The following is a 16,170-nucleotide window of genomic DNA, read 5'->3' as shown; positions in this document are numbered from 1 at the left end:
GAGCACCCGTCATGGACTTCGGACTCGTTCTCCAGACCGACCCGCCCGCCTCGTCCGTCGTCGGCCTGATGCGCCGCGCCGAACGCAACGGCTTCCGCTACGGCTGGACCTTCGACTCGACGGTGCTCTGGCAGGAGCCCTTCGTCATCTACAGCCAGATCCTCGAACACACCGAACACCTCGTCGTCGGTCCCATGGTCACCAATCCGGGCACCCGCACCTGGGAGGTCACCGCCTCGACCTTCGCCACCCTCAACGACATGTACGGCAACCGCACGGTCTGCGGCATCGGGCGCGGCGACTCGGCGATGCGTGTCGCCGGCCGCAGGCCCAACACCCTGGCCCGCCTCGGCGAGGCCATCGACGTCATCCGCGATCTCGCCGAGGGGCGGGAGGCCGTCGTCGACGGGCAGCCGGTCCGGATCCCCTGGGTGAAGGACGGCAGGCTGCCGGTCTGGATGGGCGCGTACGGCCCGAAGGCGCTCGCTCTCGCCGGGCAGAAGGCCGACGGCTTCATCCTCCAGCTCGCCGACCCGTTCCTCACCGAGTGGATGGTCAAGGCGGTACGGGACGCGGCGGCACAGGCGGGCCGTGACCCGGACTCCGTGACCATCTGCGTCGCCGCCCCGGCCTATGTGAGCGACGACCTCGACCACGCCCGCGAGCAGTGCCGTTGGTTCGGCGGCATGGTCGGCAACCACGTGGCGGACCTGGTCTCCCGGTACGGCGAGCACTCCGGTCTCGTCCCCGAGGCCCTCACCGCGTACATCGCCGGGCGGTCCGGCTACGACTACAGCCATCACGGCCGTGCCGGGAACCCCGACACGGCCTTCGTGCCGGACGAGATCGTCGACCGGTTCTGTCTGCTGGGTCCCGCCGAGGCCCACATCGAGAAGCTCCGGGTCCTGCGCGACCTGGGCGTCGACCAGTTCGCCGTCTACAACATGCATGACGCGCGCGAGGAGACGATCGACGCCTACGGCTCGCGGATCATCCCCGCCCTGTCCACCTGACCATCAGGCCCGCCCCCCCACGGCTGTACGTACGCCCCGCGTCTCCCGCCCCGCACGGCACCGTTCCCGAGCGAAGGGTCCAGCCGCCATGACATCGACCGTCCCGCCCACTCCACCCACTCCACCCACCCCACCTCCTCCACCGCAGGCCCGGATACTCGATCCGTCGGGCCGCATCGAACTCGCCCCCGGCGCCGTGCCCACCGACAACCGCTTCGTCAACGAGGACCTGCTGCCCGTTCCGCTGGAACGGCGCCGGTGGACGACGTACAACTTCGCCGCGCTCTGGGTCGGCATGGCCCACAACATCCCGTCGTGGCTGCTCGCCTCTGGCCTGGTGGCGCTCGGCATGGACTGGAAGCAGGCCGTCCTCACCATCGCCCTCGCCAACCTGATCGTGCTCGGCCCGATGCTCCTCACCGGGCACGCCGGACCCAAGTACGGCATCCCGTTCCCCGTGCTGGCCCGCGCCTCCTTCGGTCTGCGCGGAGCCAACCTGCCCGCGCTGATCCGGGCGGCGGTGGCCTGTGCCTGGTTCGGCATCCAGACCTGGATCGGTGGCGTCGGCGTCTTCACCCTGCTCGGGAAGATCTTCGGTGGCTGGGCCGAGGCCTCCGAGATCGGCGGGCAGCCCTGGACGCTCTGGCTCTGCTTCGTCCTCTTCTGGGCGCTCGAACTCGCCATCATCTACCGGGGGATGGACGCCCTGCGCCGGTTCGAGAACTGGGCGGCCCCCTTCGTCATCGTCGGCGCGGTCGTTCTGCTGGTCTGGGTCGCGGTCAGGGCGGGCGGGTTCGGCCCGCTGCTCGACCAGCCCTCCCGGCTCGGCTGGGGGAAGGAGTTCTGGCCGGTCTTCTTCCCCTCGCTGATGGGCATGATCGCCTTCTGGGCCACGCTCTCGCTGAACATCCCCGACTTCACCCGCTTCGGGGCCGGCCAGCGCGCTCAGATCCGGGGTCAGTCGCTCGGCCTGCCGACCACGATGACGCTCTTCGCGCTGCTCTCGGTCCTGGTCACCTCCGGCTCGCAGGCGGTCTACGGGGAGGCGGTCTGGGACCCGGTCCAGCTCGTCGCCAGGACGGACAACGTCTTCGGACTGCTGTACGCCCTGGTGACCGTGCTCGTCGCGACGGTCTCCGTGAACATCGCGGCGAACGTCGTGTCACCTGCGTACGACCTGGCGAACCTCGCCCCCAAGCTCATCAACTTCCGTACGGGAGCGCTGATCACGGGTGTCGTGGGCGTCGTCATCATGCCGTGGAAACTCACCGGGACCCCCGAGCTGTACATCTTCACCTGGCTCGGACTGGTCGGCGGGCTGCTCGGTACGGTCGCGGGCATTCTCATCGCCGACTACTGGATCGTCCGCCGTACCGTGCTCGACCTCGCCGACCTCTACCGTCCCGGCGGCCGATACTGGTACGTCAACGGCTGGAACTGGCGGGCGGTCCTCGCGTTCGCCGTCGGCGGTGTCCTGGCGATCGGTGGCTCGCACTCGGCCCCCGGGACGGGCCCGTTCCCGGCCGGGGGACTGATCCCGTTCCTGAAGCCGCTCGCGGACTACGGCTGGGCGGTCGGGCTGGCCTCCTCGTTGGTGCTGTACGCGGTGCTCAGCGGACGTTCCGACGTCACAGCGGCGCCGACGTCGTACGGCTCAGCAGAGCATTGATGTCGTACGTCTGATCGGGCGGCGGCGTGGCCGTGGGCACCGGCTTGTCGAAAGCCGAGAAGTCCACCGCCGCGTTCGCCCCGCCGCCCCGCACCGTGATCCTCAGCGGGTAGGGCTTGCCCGTGTCCGCGACGTACATCGTCAGCGTCCGACCGTCCCTGATCCTGGTCAGCGGCACCACCGAAGCCCCGTCCAGCGTGGTCTTCCTGCCCTTGTTCAGCGTTCCCCGGTCGTTGTCCGCGTTGTCGCCGACCACCTTCTGGAAGGTGTGCAGATCGCATCCGGCGACCACGTCGCGCAGCCTCGGGTCGGTGGCCGAGCCCTTCATGTAACGCCCGTTGAGGATCGCGGCGAAGGCCGGGCCGCCGTTGGGCACCTGGTTCTTCCAGAAGTCGGCGTCCGGCTTGACCCAGATGGCGTCGCCGCGCTTCACGATCCGGACCGATCCCTGTTGGTCGCCGAGATCCACCGAACCGTTGCAGTTGCCGTCCCGGTCCAGCGTGAGACTCAGGGCCATCGACGGATTGCCGCCGTCCGGGTCGCCACGCGCGCTGAGGTGCAGGGATCTGACGCTCAGGAGCGCGTCGCGCGAGCGGTCGGCGATCTGCTGGGCGGAGAGCGTGTCGATGCCGTTGTCCGCGCGTGCCACACCGCCGCCGACGAGGCCGCCGCTCGTGAGTCCCAGCACGAACACCGCCGCCAGGGCGGTCCCGCGTGTGCCGATGAGTTGGCCGGTCACGGCGCCTCCCTCGAAGGGCCCGTCGGGCCTGCTCAGGTGTGCGATCCGATCCTCTTGAGCGTACGCCGGGGCGTGGTGGGCCGCGCGACGGAGGACGCGAGGGAGAACACCTGTGAAGCGCATACACAGTGTGACGTTTTGCCTCGTTTTGCGTAAGGGGCGTTCGGGGACGGTTTCCGGACGCACCGAGTTCGTCACCGACGAGGAGGAACAGGGAGACATGAAGCCGTCGAGGGGGAGTCTGTCCAGGAGCGCGTTCCGGGGCGCCGTTGTCGCGGGAGCGGCCGCCGCGCTCGCGGTGTCCGCGACCGTCGCCACCGCCGCGGCGCCCGCGGCGACGCCGCCCGGACTGTCCTGCGACACCGGAAAGCACGAGATCGACGACTACACGGGCTACGCGCTCTGCCGGAACGGCGGAAGCACCACACAGACCTTCTGGGTGCATCTGGTGTGCGGCTGGTCGCCGGATGTGGACGGTGAGCACGTCACTCTCGACCCGGGGCAGTCGGGTCAGTCCACCGCGCACTGCGCCGGCCTCGGAACCGGGATCGGCGAGATCAGCGTCCAGCCGTGAGCCGTGAGCCGTGAGCCGTGAGCCGTGAGCCGTGGCCCGTGACCCGTGACCGGTCGCGTCGGCCTCCGTGTACCGGTGGCCGGCCCGAACCACATGACGACGAAACCCTTCCCGCTCCTCCTCACGTCGCGGACCCCGCTTCCACACACCTCCAGCAGGGCTCTTTCGCCGTCCGTGTCCCCGGACGAACGCTGCGAGCCGTGCGGCCGTCTCCGGCCGCCGTCCTCCGAACGGTTGAGCGGACCGCCCGCGACTCGTTACCCTCCGGTAAGTTCGTTCTGGCGTACAGGTGCGGGCGCGCGCACCTGCCGATTCGAGGAAGGCGGGCAGCCCATGTCCTCAACGGAAGCCGTGGAAACCGGCGAACCGGCCGGCGCGATCGGGCTGACCGACAGCGCACGCGAGCTGGCCGAAGGCCGTACCACCTCTGTCGAACAGGTACGTGCCGCCCTGAGCCGGATCGAAGCCAGCCAGGGCACCCTCAACGCCTTCCGGCACCTACGGGCCGAGGCCGCGCTCGCCGAGGCCGCCGAGGCCGATCGCCGGCTCGCCGCGGGGGAGCGGCTGCCCCTGCTCGGGGTACCGGTCGCCGTAAAGGACGACACGGATGTCCTCGGGATGCCGACCTACTTCGGCTGCGACGGCGATCTGCCCGCCGCCACCGCCGACAGCGAGGCCGTACGCAGACTGCGGGCCGCCGGGGCCGTGATCGTCGGGAAGACCAACTCCTGCGAGCTGGGCCAGTGGCCGTTCACCGAGGGCCCCGCCTTCGGAGCCACCCGCAACCCCTGGAACACCGGGCACACCCCCGGCGGCTCGTCCGGCGGCTCAGCGGCGGCCGTGGCGGCCGGGCTGGTACCCGCCGCGCTCGGCTCGGACGGCGCCGGATCCGTCCGTATCCCCGCGGCCTGGACCCACCTCGTCGGTATCAAACCGCAGCGGGGCCGGATCTCCGTCCACCCGCAGAACGACGCCTTCCAGGGCCTGACCGTCAACGGACCGCTGGCCAGGACCGTCGCCGATGCGGCCCTGCTCCTCGACGCGGTCGCCGGACCACATCCCGACGATCCGCACCGGCCGCCCTCCGTCCAGGCCTCGGCCGCCGCCCGCCGCGACCCCGGCCGGCTGCGCATCGCCCTCGCCTGGCGTCCCCCGCTCACGCTCACGGGCTCCGCGCCCCACCCCGAGGTGCGGCGGGCCGTCACCGCACTGGCCGAGGCCCTCGCTCGTCTCGGCCACGACGTGGAGGAGGCCAGGCCCCGCTACGGGCTGATCGGCCTCGGCTTCGTCCCCCGCGCCACCGCCGGGATCGCCGAACTCGCCGCCCGCCACCCCGACCCCGCCCTCCTCGACCCGCGCACCCGCAGCGCCCTGCGCACCGGCACCCGGCTCGGCGGCCGGGTGGTGCGGGCGGCCAGGGAACGCGAGGTGCGTCAGCACCGCAGGATCGGTGCGTTCTTCCGCACGTCCGGGGCCCGTGCCGGATACGACGTGCTGCTCACCCCGACGACCGCCCTGCCGCCGCCCCCGATCGGCAGGTTCGACGGGCTGAGCGCCTGGCGCACCGATGTGACGATGGCCGAGGCCTGCCCGTACGCGTGGCCCTGGAACGTACTGGGCTGGCCCGGCATCAACGTACCCGCCGGGTTCACCACCGACGGGCTGCCCGTCGGCGCCCAGCTGCTCGGCCCCTCGCGCAGCGAGGAACGGCTGATCTCCCTCGCCGCCCAGCTGGAGGCCGACCGGCGCTGGTACGAGCACCGGCCCCCCGCGTCGGCCCCCTCCGTCAGGCCGGGCGGCGGGCGCTGACCACCCACACCCCCGCCCGCATCAGCACACCCTCCGGGGTCTCGTGCGACAGCAGCACCTCCGCCATGGAGTCCCGGGTGGCGTCGGAGACGGCGAGCCCCGGCGTCCGGGAGACGAAGAACTCCACCGCGTCCGCCGCGTCCCGGCCCCAGCAGGTGGCCGCGGTCACGGCGACCGCGTCGACCCCCGTGAACCCCGCCGCCCCCAGGACCTCGTGGAGGCGCTCCGGCTCCGAGAGGGAGGCCATCGCCGTCGCCACCGCGTTCTCCGTCGCATGGTCCCGCCCCAGCAGCGAGGCAAGCAGGCCGAGCGCCTCGCTCTCCCCGCCGTCCGCCCGCGGGGGCTGCGGGCAGACGAAAGCCAGCCTGCCGCCGGGCCGCAGCGCACCGGCGATGCGGGTGAACGCGGCGATGTGGTCGGCGAAGAACATCACACCGCCCCTGCTGATCACCGCGTCGTAGCCGCCCGGCTCGAACGGATGAACCTGCGCGTCCCCCAACTCATAGGAGACGCGGGGAAATCGGTCCGCGGGGGTGAGAGTCCGGGCCCGTCTCAGGAGTGGCGCCGAGATGTCCACGCCGGTGACCCGGCCCCGCGGGGCGCGCCGGGCCGCCATCCGGGTCGTGAGGCCGCTGCCGCAGCCGATGTCGAGGACCCGGTCGGTGGCACCGATCGCCGCCGCGTCGAACAGCGGCGCGTCGAATCCGGTCAGCATGGTGTTGTAGCGGTCCTGGTGGTCGGCCCAGTGCCGGCCGAGCGGTCCGTTCCAGGCGTCGGCGACGGTCATGTTCACGCGTGCTCCTTCGTCGGGGTGGTGAGAGTGGCCTCGATGCGGTCGACGGCGCAGATCGCACCGAACGCGATGAGGTGGACCAGGCAGTGGTCGGTGTACGGGGGCACGAGCCAGGCGGCCACGTCGGCGTCGCTGATCCGGTACGGCGCACGGGCCGCGAGCAGCGCCAGCCGGGCGCCAGGCAGTTCGTCCCGGTCCGGGAGTCCCGCTTCGTGCAGCGGCAGAGGCGTGACACCGTCCCAGGCCGCCACCGACTCCCGGACGAGTGTCTGCTCCTCGTCGCTCAGCAGCCCCGCGCCGAGATGTGCCGCGGTTCGCAGCGCGCCGAACGCCGTGCCGATCGCCGTGCCCGCCGCCCACCACGGTGACTCGCCCTCCGTTTCGAGCAGCGCCAGGCTCTGGCCGGGCGTCAGCTCACGGCGCACGGTGCCGGCCAGGGAGCGGCCTGCCACGGTTCGTACGAGGCGGTACTTCTGGGCGCCGCCGGGCAGCATGTCCTCGGTCAGCAGCGACGACACGATCCGGTTGATGAAATGGAAGGCGAGCGCCGTCCCGATGTACTCCGCGGCCTGTTCCGCCGGGAACGGCGGTGCGGTGCTCATGTCCTCGCCCCAGGCCAGCAGCCGGCGGTGTCCCGGGTCCTTCGGCTGTTCGCCGCGGGCGATCGTCTCGGCCAGCCGGTGGTCGCCGGTGGCATGCAGCAGCACGATATGCGCGTTCACACAGAACGGGCAGCGGTTGACGAGTGACACCCCGGCAGCCACCACCTCCTTGTCCGTGCGCGGCGCCCGTCCGGCCAGCAGGGACTCCCGCAGCACGGCCCAGGTGCTCGTCAGCAGCGGAGGGGAGGCGGACAGGACGACAAAGGTCGAGGCACGTTCGATGCCGAAATCGGTGCCCAGTCGGGCGTACACATCGGCGACCGTGCCGGTCGCCGACTTCGGCGGTACGGGTGAGGTGTAACGGGAGGGTCCGGTCATGGCGACGATGCTCGCCCGCCCGACCGTCCCCGGTCGTCGTACAGCCGAAGGCAGTCGCAGCCGGTCCCGTGCGACCGGCCGCCACCGCGTCTACTTCCCAGGGAGTAGTCGCGCACCCGTCCCCGAGGGTGATGCCTCCGCAGCCGTACGGCGGTTAGGGTGCCGCACATGCGGGGGGACGTGAAGGACATCGACCGGCGAACTCGCCTGCTGGACACGGCACTCGCCGTCGTCATCGCGGCGGCGGTCATCATGGCGGCCGTCGTCGCCTCGGCGCCCGACAGCCTCGACCTGCTGCTCATCGTGGCCGGCGCACTGGCCCTGGCCGGTCACCGCCGGGCCCCGCGCACCGTTCTCGCCGTCACCACGCTCTGCATGCTCGGTTACGTGGTTCACGCGCACCCTGGAACCTGGGCGGCGTTCCCCGTACTGGCCGCCGTGCACGGGGCCGCCCGCAGTGGACACCGCGCGTGGGGTGTCACCGCGGGCGCCCTCTTCCTCACCGGCTACTTCACAGTCATCATCGCCTGGGCACCGGACGACCGGGACACCGTCGAACGGACCCTCCTGCTGCTCGGCTGGTTCCTCTGCGCGGGGGTCACCGGACTCATCGACAAGAACTGGCAGGCGTATCTGCGCCAGACCGAACAGCGGGCCCTGGACGCCGAACGCAGCCGGGACGAGGCCGCGCTGCGCCGGGCGGGGGAGGAGCGGCTGCGGATCGCCCGCGAACTGCACGACTCGCTCACCCATTCCATCTCGATCGTCAAGCTCCAGGCGGGAGTCGCCGTGCACCTCGCCCGCAAACGGGGCACCGAGGTGGAACCCGCGCTGCTCGCCATTCAGGAGGCGAGCGGCGAGGCGATGCGCGAGCTGCGGGCCACGCTGGAAGTACTCCGGACCGATGTCGTGGAGCCCGGCACCGGGCTCGACCGCATCGACGAGCTGGCCGAGCGGGCCCGTACCGCGGGCATCGCACTCGCCGTCACGGTCGACGGCGACGCACACCCGCTGCCGCCGGCCGTCGACCGGGCCGCGTACCGCATCGTGCAGGAGGCCCTCACCAACGTCGCCCGGCACGCCGGCCGCGCCACGACGACGGTCCGCCTCACCTACACCGAACGGGCGCTGACCGTGCGCGTCGACGACCAGGGCCCCCGCACCGCCGGTGCCACCGTCACCGCGGGGACCGGCCTCACCGGCATGCGCGAGCGCGTCACCGCGCTCGGCGGCACCCTCGAAGCCGCTCCCCGCCCGGCCGGCGGCTTCTCCGTACACGCGGAACTCCCCCTGCACGCCGCCGGGACCACCGGATGACCGACGGCGGCGACCCGGCGATCCGGGTGCTGATCGTCGACGACCAGGCGCTGATGCGGGCCGGATTCCGGGCCCTGCTCGACGCGGAGGACGGCATCGAGGTGATCGGCGAGGCCGCCGACGGCCGCCATGGCCTGGAGCTCGCCCGGCTGTACACCCCGGACGTCGCACTCATCGACGTACAGATGCCGGTGATGGGAGGCATCGAGGCCACCCGCGAGATCGCCGCCGACCCCCTGCTGGCCGACGTCCATGTCGTGATCCTCACCAATTACGGCCTCGACGAGTACGTCTTCGACGCGCTGCGCGCCGGAGCGGCCGGATTCCTCCTGAAGGACACCGAGCCGGCCGAACTCCTGAGGGCCATCCGTGTCGCGGCCCGTGGTGACGCGCTGCTCTCGCCGGCCATCACCCGCCGGCTGATCGGCGAATTCGTCGCCCGACCACCCGACCGGAGCACCGCGCCCGGATTCGAGAACCTCACCCGTCGGGAACGCGAAGTCAGCGCACTCGCCGCCCGCGGTCTCACCAACGAGGAGATCGCCGCACACATGGTGATCAGCCCGTTCACCGCGAAGACCCACATCAGCCGTGCCATGACGAAGCTGGGCGCCCGTGACCGGGCACAGCTCGTCGTCTTCGCGTACGAGTCGGGGCTCGTCGCACCCCGGGAACCCCGCCCCTGAACCTCCGCCACGGCGGTCCCGCCTACCCTCCACGGCCGCGGACATTCGCACCGGAGCGCCGCAGGCGGGATCATGGACTGGGACCGGAGTGGATGGGTGGTGACCAGTATGGCGTCCGCAGGCCCGCCGTCGGCGCCCGGAGCCGAACCGCCGCAGCCGGGCACCGCCCCCCACTCCTTCGACACGGCGAACGACGCGACCGCGGTGGTCGCCGGGACCGGAACGGTCGTCGGCTGGACGCAGAGCGCGCAGGACCTGCTGGGATACCGCGCCGCCGAGGTGGTCGGGCGGCCCGCCGGCTTTCTCCTCGCGATGCCCGGGGACCCGGTGCGCGTTGCGGGGATCGCCGAGCGGTGCCGCGCCGGTGTGGGGTGGAGCGGCGCCGCCACCGTGCGGCGGCGCGACGGCCGGCAGACCGACGTGGATCTGCGGGTCTCGGCCTCGTTCCACCTGGACGGCCGGGAGTGCTTCCTCGTCTCGGGACGCGAACGACGGCCGGAATGGACGCTCGGGCAGTCCGTGCTGGACGCCTTCCTGACCAGCTCACCGATCGGGATGGCGGTGCTGAGCCCGCAACTGCGCTACGTATGGATGAACGACACCCTGGAACGCTTCGGCGGCGTCCCGCGCGAGCAGCGCGTGGGACGCCGGATGAGCGACGTGCTCCCAGGGCTGGAGGCCGACGCCATAGAGACCCTGATGCGCAGTGTGCTGGACACCGGCGTCCCCGTCATCGACTACGAGTACCGGGGCTGGAGCTGGGCCGATCCGTACCGTCCGCGCGCCTACTCCACGTCGTTCTTCCCCTTGACCGCCGGCGACGACACCATCACCGGCATCTGCTACATGGTCCTGGACGTCACCGACCGGTGGAAGGCCCAGCAGCGCCTGGCCCTGGTCAATGACGCCGGAGCCAGCATCGGCTCCACTCTGGACGTGATGCGTACGGCTCAGGAGCTGGCCGACTTCGCGGTACCGCGGTTCGCCGATCTCGTCTTCGTCGATCTGCTGGAGCCGGTCGCCAGCCCCGAGGAGCCGGGACCGTGGCCCCCCGGCACGGGGCTCTCCGGTACGGGGCTCCCCGACGCGGGCACCGCGCGTCCCGGTGCGAGCGGCGCGTCGTCGTCCCGGCCGAGAATGCGCCGCGCCGGGTTGAGTTCCGTACGGGAGGGGTGCCCGGAGGCGATCATCCGGATCGGGGAACCGGTGGATTTCGTGCCCCCGCCCAACGACGTCCGCTTCCTCGTGGACGGTGCACCCGTCCTGATCCCGGTCCTCGACTCCGTCCGCCAGCTGTGGGCGGTCGAACAGCCCGCCAGGGCGGCGCGCATCCGGGAGTTCGGTCTCCACTCCCTCATCTCCGTCCCCATGCGGGCCCGGGACACGGTGCTCGGCCTGACCACCTTCATACGATCGGTGAACCTGGTCCCCTTCGAACCGGACGACGTGCTGCCGGCCCGCGAACTGGTGGCACGGGCGGCGGTGTGCGTGGACAACGCCCGCCGCTACACCCGCGAGCACGCGGCGGCGCTGACACTCCAGCGCAGTCTGCTCCCGCACACACTGCCCGGCGGAATGGCCCTGGACGTGGCCTCCTCCTATCTTCCGGCGGACGCCAAGGACGGTGTCGGCGGCGACTGGTTCGACGTGATCCCGCTGTCCGGCGCCCGGGTCGCCCTGGTCGTCGGCGATGTCGTCGGCCACGGCATAAGCGCCGCCGCGACCATGGGCAGGCTCCGCACCGCGGTGCACACCCTCGCCGACATGGACCTTCCCCCCGACGAACTGCTGGCCCACCTCGACGACCTCGTACTGCGCCTGAGCGAGGAGGAACCCGAGGGCGAGGCGAGCGGCACGACCGTGCTCGGTGCCACCTGCCTGTACGCCGTCTACGACCCGGTCACCCAGCGCTGCACGATGGCACGCGCCGGCCACCCGCCCCCCGTCGTCGTCTCCCCGGACGGGCGCGTCAGCTTCCCCGAACTGCCCGCGGGCCCCCCGCTCGGCCTGGGCGGGATGCCTTTCGAGACGGCGGAGATCGAGCTGCCGGAAGGAAGCCTCATCGGCCTCTACACCAACGGTCTCATCGAAAGCAGGGACCGGGACGCCGAACTCGGGATGTCCCGGCTCGGCGGCGCCCTGTCCCAGCGCGGACTCTCCCTCGACACCCTGTGCGCGACGGTGGTGGATCAGCTGCTCCCCGTCCCGCAGCCCGACGACGTCGCCCTGCTGCTCGCCCGCACCCACGAGCTGAGCCCCGACCACGTCGTCTCGTGGGACGTGCCCTCCGACCCCGCCGCCGTCGCGGGCGTCCGGGCCCGGACGGCCCGTCTGCTGAGGACCTGGGGCCTGGAGGAGATGGAGACGACCACCGAGCTGATCGTCAGCGAACTGGTCACCAACGCGGTGCGCTACGCCACGGGCCCGATCCGGCTGCGACTGCTGCGCCAGTCCGTCCTGATCTGTGAGGTCTCCGACACCAGCAGCACTTCTCCCCGGCTGCGCCACGCGAGGACGACCGACGAGGGCGGTCGTGGCCTCTTCCTCGTCGCCCAGCTCACCCGCCGCTGGGGTACGCGCTACACGCCCGAAGGCAAGATCATCTGGACCGAGCAGGAGATTCCGACGACGCCGGCTTGAGGACGTTCCTGGACGCCGGCCCCGAGCGGGGCACGCGATCCATGGCTCCGGCCGTGCGACACCGGCCGTACGGACGAGCTTGCGGAACCGGCTCCGCGGGACCGGCTCCGCGGGACCGGCTCGGTCGGCTCCGTTTCCCGGCACCCGTTTCCCGGCACCCGGCACCCGCACCTGCTGTCCGGCACCCGTTTCACGGCACCCGCGCGGTCCATTCCGAGGTGCCGAACTTCGTGCGTACGAGCTCCTCGGCCCGCGCCATCTCCTCGTCCGTCACCTTGCCCCGCGTGAGGCCGTGCCGGGTCCGGAAGGAGTCGATCATCCGCTCGATGACGGCCTCGCGCGCGAGCCCCGTCTGACGGCGCAGCGGGTCGACGCGCTTCTTCGCGCTCTTGGTGCCCTTGTCGGAGAGCTTCTCCTTGCCGATCCGCAGCACCTCCAGCATCTTGTCGGCGTCGATGTCGTACGACATCGTCACGTGGTGCAGTACGGCCCCCTCACCGCCCACCACACGCTTCTGGGCCGCGCCCGCGATCTTCCCGGCGTCCGTGGCGATGTCGTTGAGCGGCTGGTACCAGGCCTTGATGCCCATGTCGCCGAGCGCGCCGAGCACCCAGTCGTCGAGATAGGCGTAACTGTCGGCGAACGAGAGGCCCGAGACGAGCGCGTCCGGGACCGAGAGCGAGTACGTGATGGTGTTGCCGGGCTCCACGAACATGGCACCACCGCCGGATACGCGGCGCACGACCGTGATGCCGTGGCGTTCGGCGCCCACCGGGTCGACCTCGTTGCGCAGCGACTGGAAGCTGCCGATGATCACGGCGGGCGAGGCCCATTCCCAGACCCGGAGCGTGGGAGCCCGCCGCCCGGCGGCCACCTCGGCGGTGAGGACCTCGTCCAGTGCCATATGCAGGGCCGGGGCCTGCGGCTCCATGTGCACCAACTGCCAGGCGTAGTCGCTCCACTCGGTCGCATGGGCCAGCGCCCGCCGAACAGCGATGCCGACGCCCTCCGCGGTCAGTCCGAACATGACGGTCGACTCCGGCAGTGCTGCCGTGATCCGGGCGGCCAGACCTGCGGCGTCCGTCGAAGAAGGGGTGCCTTCCAGGGCCCTGTCGATCGAGAGGATTGCCTCGTCGGGCTCCAGGAAGAAGTCCCCGGCGACGCGCACATTGCGTAGTACGCCTTCTTCGACATCCAGATCTACGGCGACAAGCTTGCCGCCGGGCACCTTGTACTCGCCATGCACGGCTTTGTTCCCTTCCAATGCGCGGCGTTGCCCCTGAGCCTGTTGCTCGGACATGGGATAGACGCGCACGTCCTTCGCATCGCACTTTAATGCTCGCTCGTGACGAGCGGCTACGCGGCCTCGATGCCGCTGGAGCGGCCCCTGTGCTCGTCGATGAACGCTACGAGCGCGTGTGTGACCGGTCGAGCTCGGCCGCAAAGAAAGACGCCGGACTTCTGGACGACCGCCCTCAGCGCGGCCGACTCGTTCGGATAATTGCCACGAACCTCAGCGACCATACGGACCGCCCATTTGCGCAGCTCAAGAGGATACGAAGAGGGGCGTGCCATGACTCAATCCCTTCACGGAATCGAGTCTCCAATCGAACCGGGGCGGTTCAGCCACCGGAACTACTTGTGTTGGCTGCGGCTGTGCGGTGGCAGAGCGGCAAGTGCGAGCAGAATGGCAAGTCCGAGCAGCACGATCGCCTCGGGCACGGTCTGCTTGGCGCGCCAGAGCTGGACTGGCAGCCCGATCCAGGGCACGCGCAATCGTGCTACGCCTTGGAGTGCCGTGGGCCGTATCGGGGTGGAGTCCGGTGCGGAGTTGGCGTCACCTTTGGTGATCAGATCGTTGTTGGGAAGTACCTGGTAGACCCGATGAGTGAGCAGATGGCTGGGGCGGGTGGGATCCTGGGCCAGCACAATTTGGCCCACCGCCGGTGTACGGTCGCGTGGCGGAGGCTGGTAGAGAACGACGTCGCCGGGCATGAGGGCGGGACGCATGGAGCCGGACTGCACCACGCCCGCTGTCCAGCCCAGCGCCACCACGGGCAATTGCGCCCACACCAGCAGCCCAACCATCGAGCCGAGCACGGTACGTGAGATGACCGAGGTGACCACGCGAATCGGGTGCGGGGCGCCCTCGGCCGTGGGTTGGTGGAGCGCGCCGGCGGCCAGGCCACTTTGGAGAGTCACTCGTGTTCCCGCGCTTCCCAGGTGAAGGACGCCTCGTTGGTGTCCACGCTTTGCGAGCTGTTGGGTGCGCTCGGGCTGAACTTCCACGCGAAGCGGAAGCTCAGCGAGTTGGGTGGCTTGCCGGGCAGGGTCCAGGGACCCACGCCGGTGCGGAAGTCGGTGTACAGGGCGATGAAGGTGTCCAGAGTGCCGTCGAACGCAGTCTTGTGCGGAATGAAGCCGTTGCAGTCGCCGAAGGTGCCGCCGCTGCCTACCTCGATTTTGAGGTTGATGAAGGATTGGAAGTTGCTGGGCCAGTTCGGTGAGTTGCTGTACAGCTTGAGCTCGGTGGGGAAGCTGGCGTTCGACTTGATCCTGATGCAGTTGGAGCCTGTGTCGCCGGGTCGCATGTTGTCGATGCGGAACATGGGCACCGTGCTGTCGTTGGCCAGCCCCAGCGAGCCGGCGGCCCACGTGTTGCCACTGTTGCTGCTGGTCCCACTCCAGTCGGCGTTGGTGGCACTCCAAACCAGAGCACCGCTGAGCAGCAACCCGACCGGAACGGGCACCACCTGTGCCAGCACGATCAGCCACGGACGCCCCATCACCCACTCCGTTCAATTCCGTCGCTCCTGCACCATATTGTCTCGCCCTGTCTCACCTGCGGCTGTGCCGCTCCGTGTCGCAATCCGGGTCTGAGGGAGGGTCGGGAACCGGAAACAGAACGTCCGTCACCGCGTCAGGTCGGCGGCGATCCGTGGCAGCGCCGCTACCGGCCCGCACAGTCGGTGACGTTCGCCGGCGGCATGGACGCCAAGCCGCTGATCGAGGCCGGGACTCTACCTTGCCCAGGGGCGGAACAGGGTCAGGCTGTGGGTCTGGCCGCCGCGTAGCCGCACGTGTGCCGTGCTCGTCTGATCGACGCCCGGATCAGCGTGACATCCCCGACCACCAGGCGGACGAACCCTCGGCTGCCACACCCGCGACCGGTTCGAAGAGGAACGGCCGCCCGGCAGACGCTGGCGACCTTCTCCAGCAGCCTGACCACACGTACAGCGCCCGCTCGATCCACCTCTCCTCAATCTACTCTTCCACGTTGGTTTGCTCGTCGCAGACGGTGTACCTCACCTGGGGAGGCCGGTCCGGACCCGCTGAATCCCTCCCGCGCGTTTCCGGATGTCCCGGCCCCTCGCACTGCACACGATCCCCCCGGTTGCACTCCATCGCTGTCTCCATTTTCCGGGGCCGACTTGCACGGGTTCGCCTCTCTGAAGTGCGAAACCCGCCGCACACCCGCTCTGAGCGCAGTCGCACTGTCATGACATCGCGACTGATGACCACCGGCGACCGCTGTCGGCCGAACGAGGTAACGCAGTTCACGTCGGCCGACTGAATAAGGGCTGTCCCGTAATCCGTGGTGGATCGGCACACGGCGTTGGATGCGGTGCATCACAAGGCGGAGGGACGTCCGCATTGATCGGCGGCAACGGCAGCCTCGTCTCCGTCAGGGGTCAGGTCCGTGCGAGGGTCGCGCTCGATGCCGCCATACTCGGCGAACTGCCGGCGGGGGCTGAGTGGTACCGAACGCGCTACCTTGCCGACGGCCCCTGGGACGATGCATACACCGGACCGGCCGATCACCTCCTACTCAGCCGCGCCGACAGGCCGGCCTCGCTAAGTGGTCGGCTCCGGAAGTCCTTCGGGGGTTGATCACGCTGCCAGGGCGATGGAGGATTCTTGGTGTCGGTCGGCGGATGTGTGTCGGTCGA

The 16,170-nt window shown here is 70.5% G+C and carries 14 protein-coding genes; 7 read left to right on the top strand and 7 right to left on the bottom strand.

Going from position 1 to position 16,170, the window contains the following annotated elements; genetic code table 11:
• Nucleotides 1–11 precede the first annotated feature (11 nt).
• Nucleotides 12–1,013, top strand: a complete 1,002-nt coding sequence (locus ACZ68L_RS40600; protein WP_469588227.1) for a TIGR03842 family LLM class F420-dependent oxidoreductase — start codon at nucleotides 12–14, stop codon at nucleotides 1,011–1,013.
• Nucleotides 1,014–1,101: 88 nt separating this feature from the next.
• Nucleotides 1,102–2,682, top strand: a complete 1,581-nt coding sequence (locus ACZ68L_RS40595) for an NCS1 family nucleobase:cation symporter-1 (RefSeq protein ID WP_469588224.1) — start codon at nucleotides 1,102–1,104, stop codon at nucleotides 2,680–2,682.
• Here the strand turns inward: ACZ68L_RS40595 and ACZ68L_RS40590 are convergent.
• Nucleotides 2,642–3,421: a hypothetical protein gene (locus tag ACZ68L_RS40590; RefSeq protein ID WP_469588222.1), complete on the bottom strand. Its 780-nt coding sequence runs from the start codon at nucleotides 3,419–3,421 to the stop codon at nucleotides 2,642–2,644. The genes ACZ68L_RS40595 and ACZ68L_RS40590 overlap by 41 nt on opposite strands.
• Nucleotides 3,422–3,641: 220 nt before the next feature.
• Here ACZ68L_RS40590 and ACZ68L_RS40585 point away from each other — a divergent pair, with 220 nt between their 5' ends.
• Both ACZ68L_RS40585 and ACZ68L_RS40580 read left to right on the top strand, forming a co-directional pair.
• Complete coding sequence (locus tag ACZ68L_RS40585; RefSeq protein WP_469588219.1) at nucleotides 3,642–3,995, top strand: hypothetical protein; 354 nt, start codon at nucleotides 3,642–3,644, stop codon at nucleotides 3,993–3,995.
• 333 nt (nucleotides 3,996–4,328) lie between these two features.
• Complete coding sequence (locus tag ACZ68L_RS40580; protein ID WP_469588216.1) at nucleotides 4,329–5,804, top strand: amidase; 1,476 nt, start codon at nucleotides 4,329–4,331, stop codon at nucleotides 5,802–5,804.
• Here ACZ68L_RS40580 and ACZ68L_RS40575 read toward each other — a convergent pair.
• Both ACZ68L_RS40575 and ACZ68L_RS40570 read right to left on the bottom strand, forming a co-directional pair.
• Complete coding sequence (locus ACZ68L_RS40575) at nucleotides 5,782–6,591, bottom strand: class I SAM-dependent methyltransferase (RefSeq protein WP_469588272.1); 810 nt, start codon at nucleotides 6,589–6,591, stop codon at nucleotides 5,782–5,784. The two genes, ACZ68L_RS40580 and ACZ68L_RS40575, sit on opposite strands and share 23 nt — an antisense overlap.
• A 2-nt stretch (nucleotides 6,592–6,593) precedes the next feature.
• On the bottom strand, nucleotides 6,594–7,577 hold the full coding sequence (locus ACZ68L_RS40570) for a carboxymuconolactone decarboxylase family protein (protein ID WP_469588213.1): 984 nt from the start codon (nucleotides 7,575–7,577) through the stop codon (nucleotides 6,594–6,596).
• Nucleotides 7,578–7,745: 168 nt separating this feature from the next.
• Between ACZ68L_RS40570 and ACZ68L_RS40565 the strand changes: the two genes are divergently transcribed.
• The 3 genes from ACZ68L_RS40565 (at nucleotide 7,746) to ACZ68L_RS40555 (ending at nucleotide 12,220) form a co-directional block, all read left to right on the top strand.
• Nucleotides 7,746–8,894, top strand: a complete 1,149-nt coding sequence (locus tag ACZ68L_RS40565; protein WP_469588210.1) for a sensor histidine kinase — start codon at nucleotides 7,746–7,748, stop codon at nucleotides 8,892–8,894.
• Nucleotides 8,891–9,580, top strand: a complete 690-nt coding sequence (locus tag ACZ68L_RS40560; RefSeq protein ID WP_469588207.1) for a response regulator — start codon at nucleotides 8,891–8,893, stop codon at nucleotides 9,578–9,580. Before ACZ68L_RS40565 ends, ACZ68L_RS40560 begins: the two co-directional genes overlap by 4 nt.
• A gap of 108 nt (nucleotides 9,581–9,688) precedes the next feature.
• Nucleotides 9,689–12,220: a SpoIIE family protein phosphatase gene (locus ACZ68L_RS40555; RefSeq protein WP_469588204.1), complete on the top strand. Its 2,532-nt coding sequence runs from the start codon at nucleotides 9,689–9,691 to the stop codon at nucleotides 12,218–12,220.
• Nucleotides 12,221–12,410: 190 nt separating this feature from the next.
• Here ACZ68L_RS40555 and ACZ68L_RS40550 read toward each other — a convergent pair whose 3' ends face one another.
• From ACZ68L_RS40550 to ACZ68L_RS40535, 4 genes are all read right to left on the bottom strand, one after another.
• Entirely contained in the window at nucleotides 12,411–13,466 is a 1,056-nt protein-coding gene (locus ACZ68L_RS40550) for a lipoyl protein ligase domain-containing protein (protein ID WP_469588201.1), read from the bottom strand.
• Between the two features lie 110 nt (nucleotides 13,467–13,576).
• On the bottom strand, nucleotides 13,577–13,795 hold the full coding sequence (locus ACZ68L_RS40545; RefSeq protein WP_469588199.1) for a hypothetical protein: 219 nt from the start codon (nucleotides 13,793–13,795) through the stop codon (nucleotides 13,577–13,579).
• 60 nt (nucleotides 13,796–13,855) lie between these two features.
• On the bottom strand, nucleotides 13,856–14,422 hold the full coding sequence (locus ACZ68L_RS40540) for a signal peptidase I (RefSeq protein ID WP_469588196.1): 567 nt from the start codon (nucleotides 14,420–14,422) through the stop codon (nucleotides 13,856–13,858).
• Nucleotides 14,419–15,006, bottom strand: a complete 588-nt coding sequence (locus tag ACZ68L_RS40535; protein ID WP_469588193.1) for a hypothetical protein — start codon at nucleotides 15,004–15,006, stop codon at nucleotides 14,419–14,421. Before ACZ68L_RS40535 ends, ACZ68L_RS40540 begins: the two co-directional genes overlap by 4 nt.
• Nucleotides 15,007–16,170 lie beyond the last annotated feature (1,164 nt).

It is taken from the genome of Streptomyces sp. NPDC104309 (assembly GCF_055584025.1).
The sequence above is the reverse complement of the archived record's forward strand: the minus strand, read 5'-3'. Positions and strand labels throughout refer to the sequence as shown.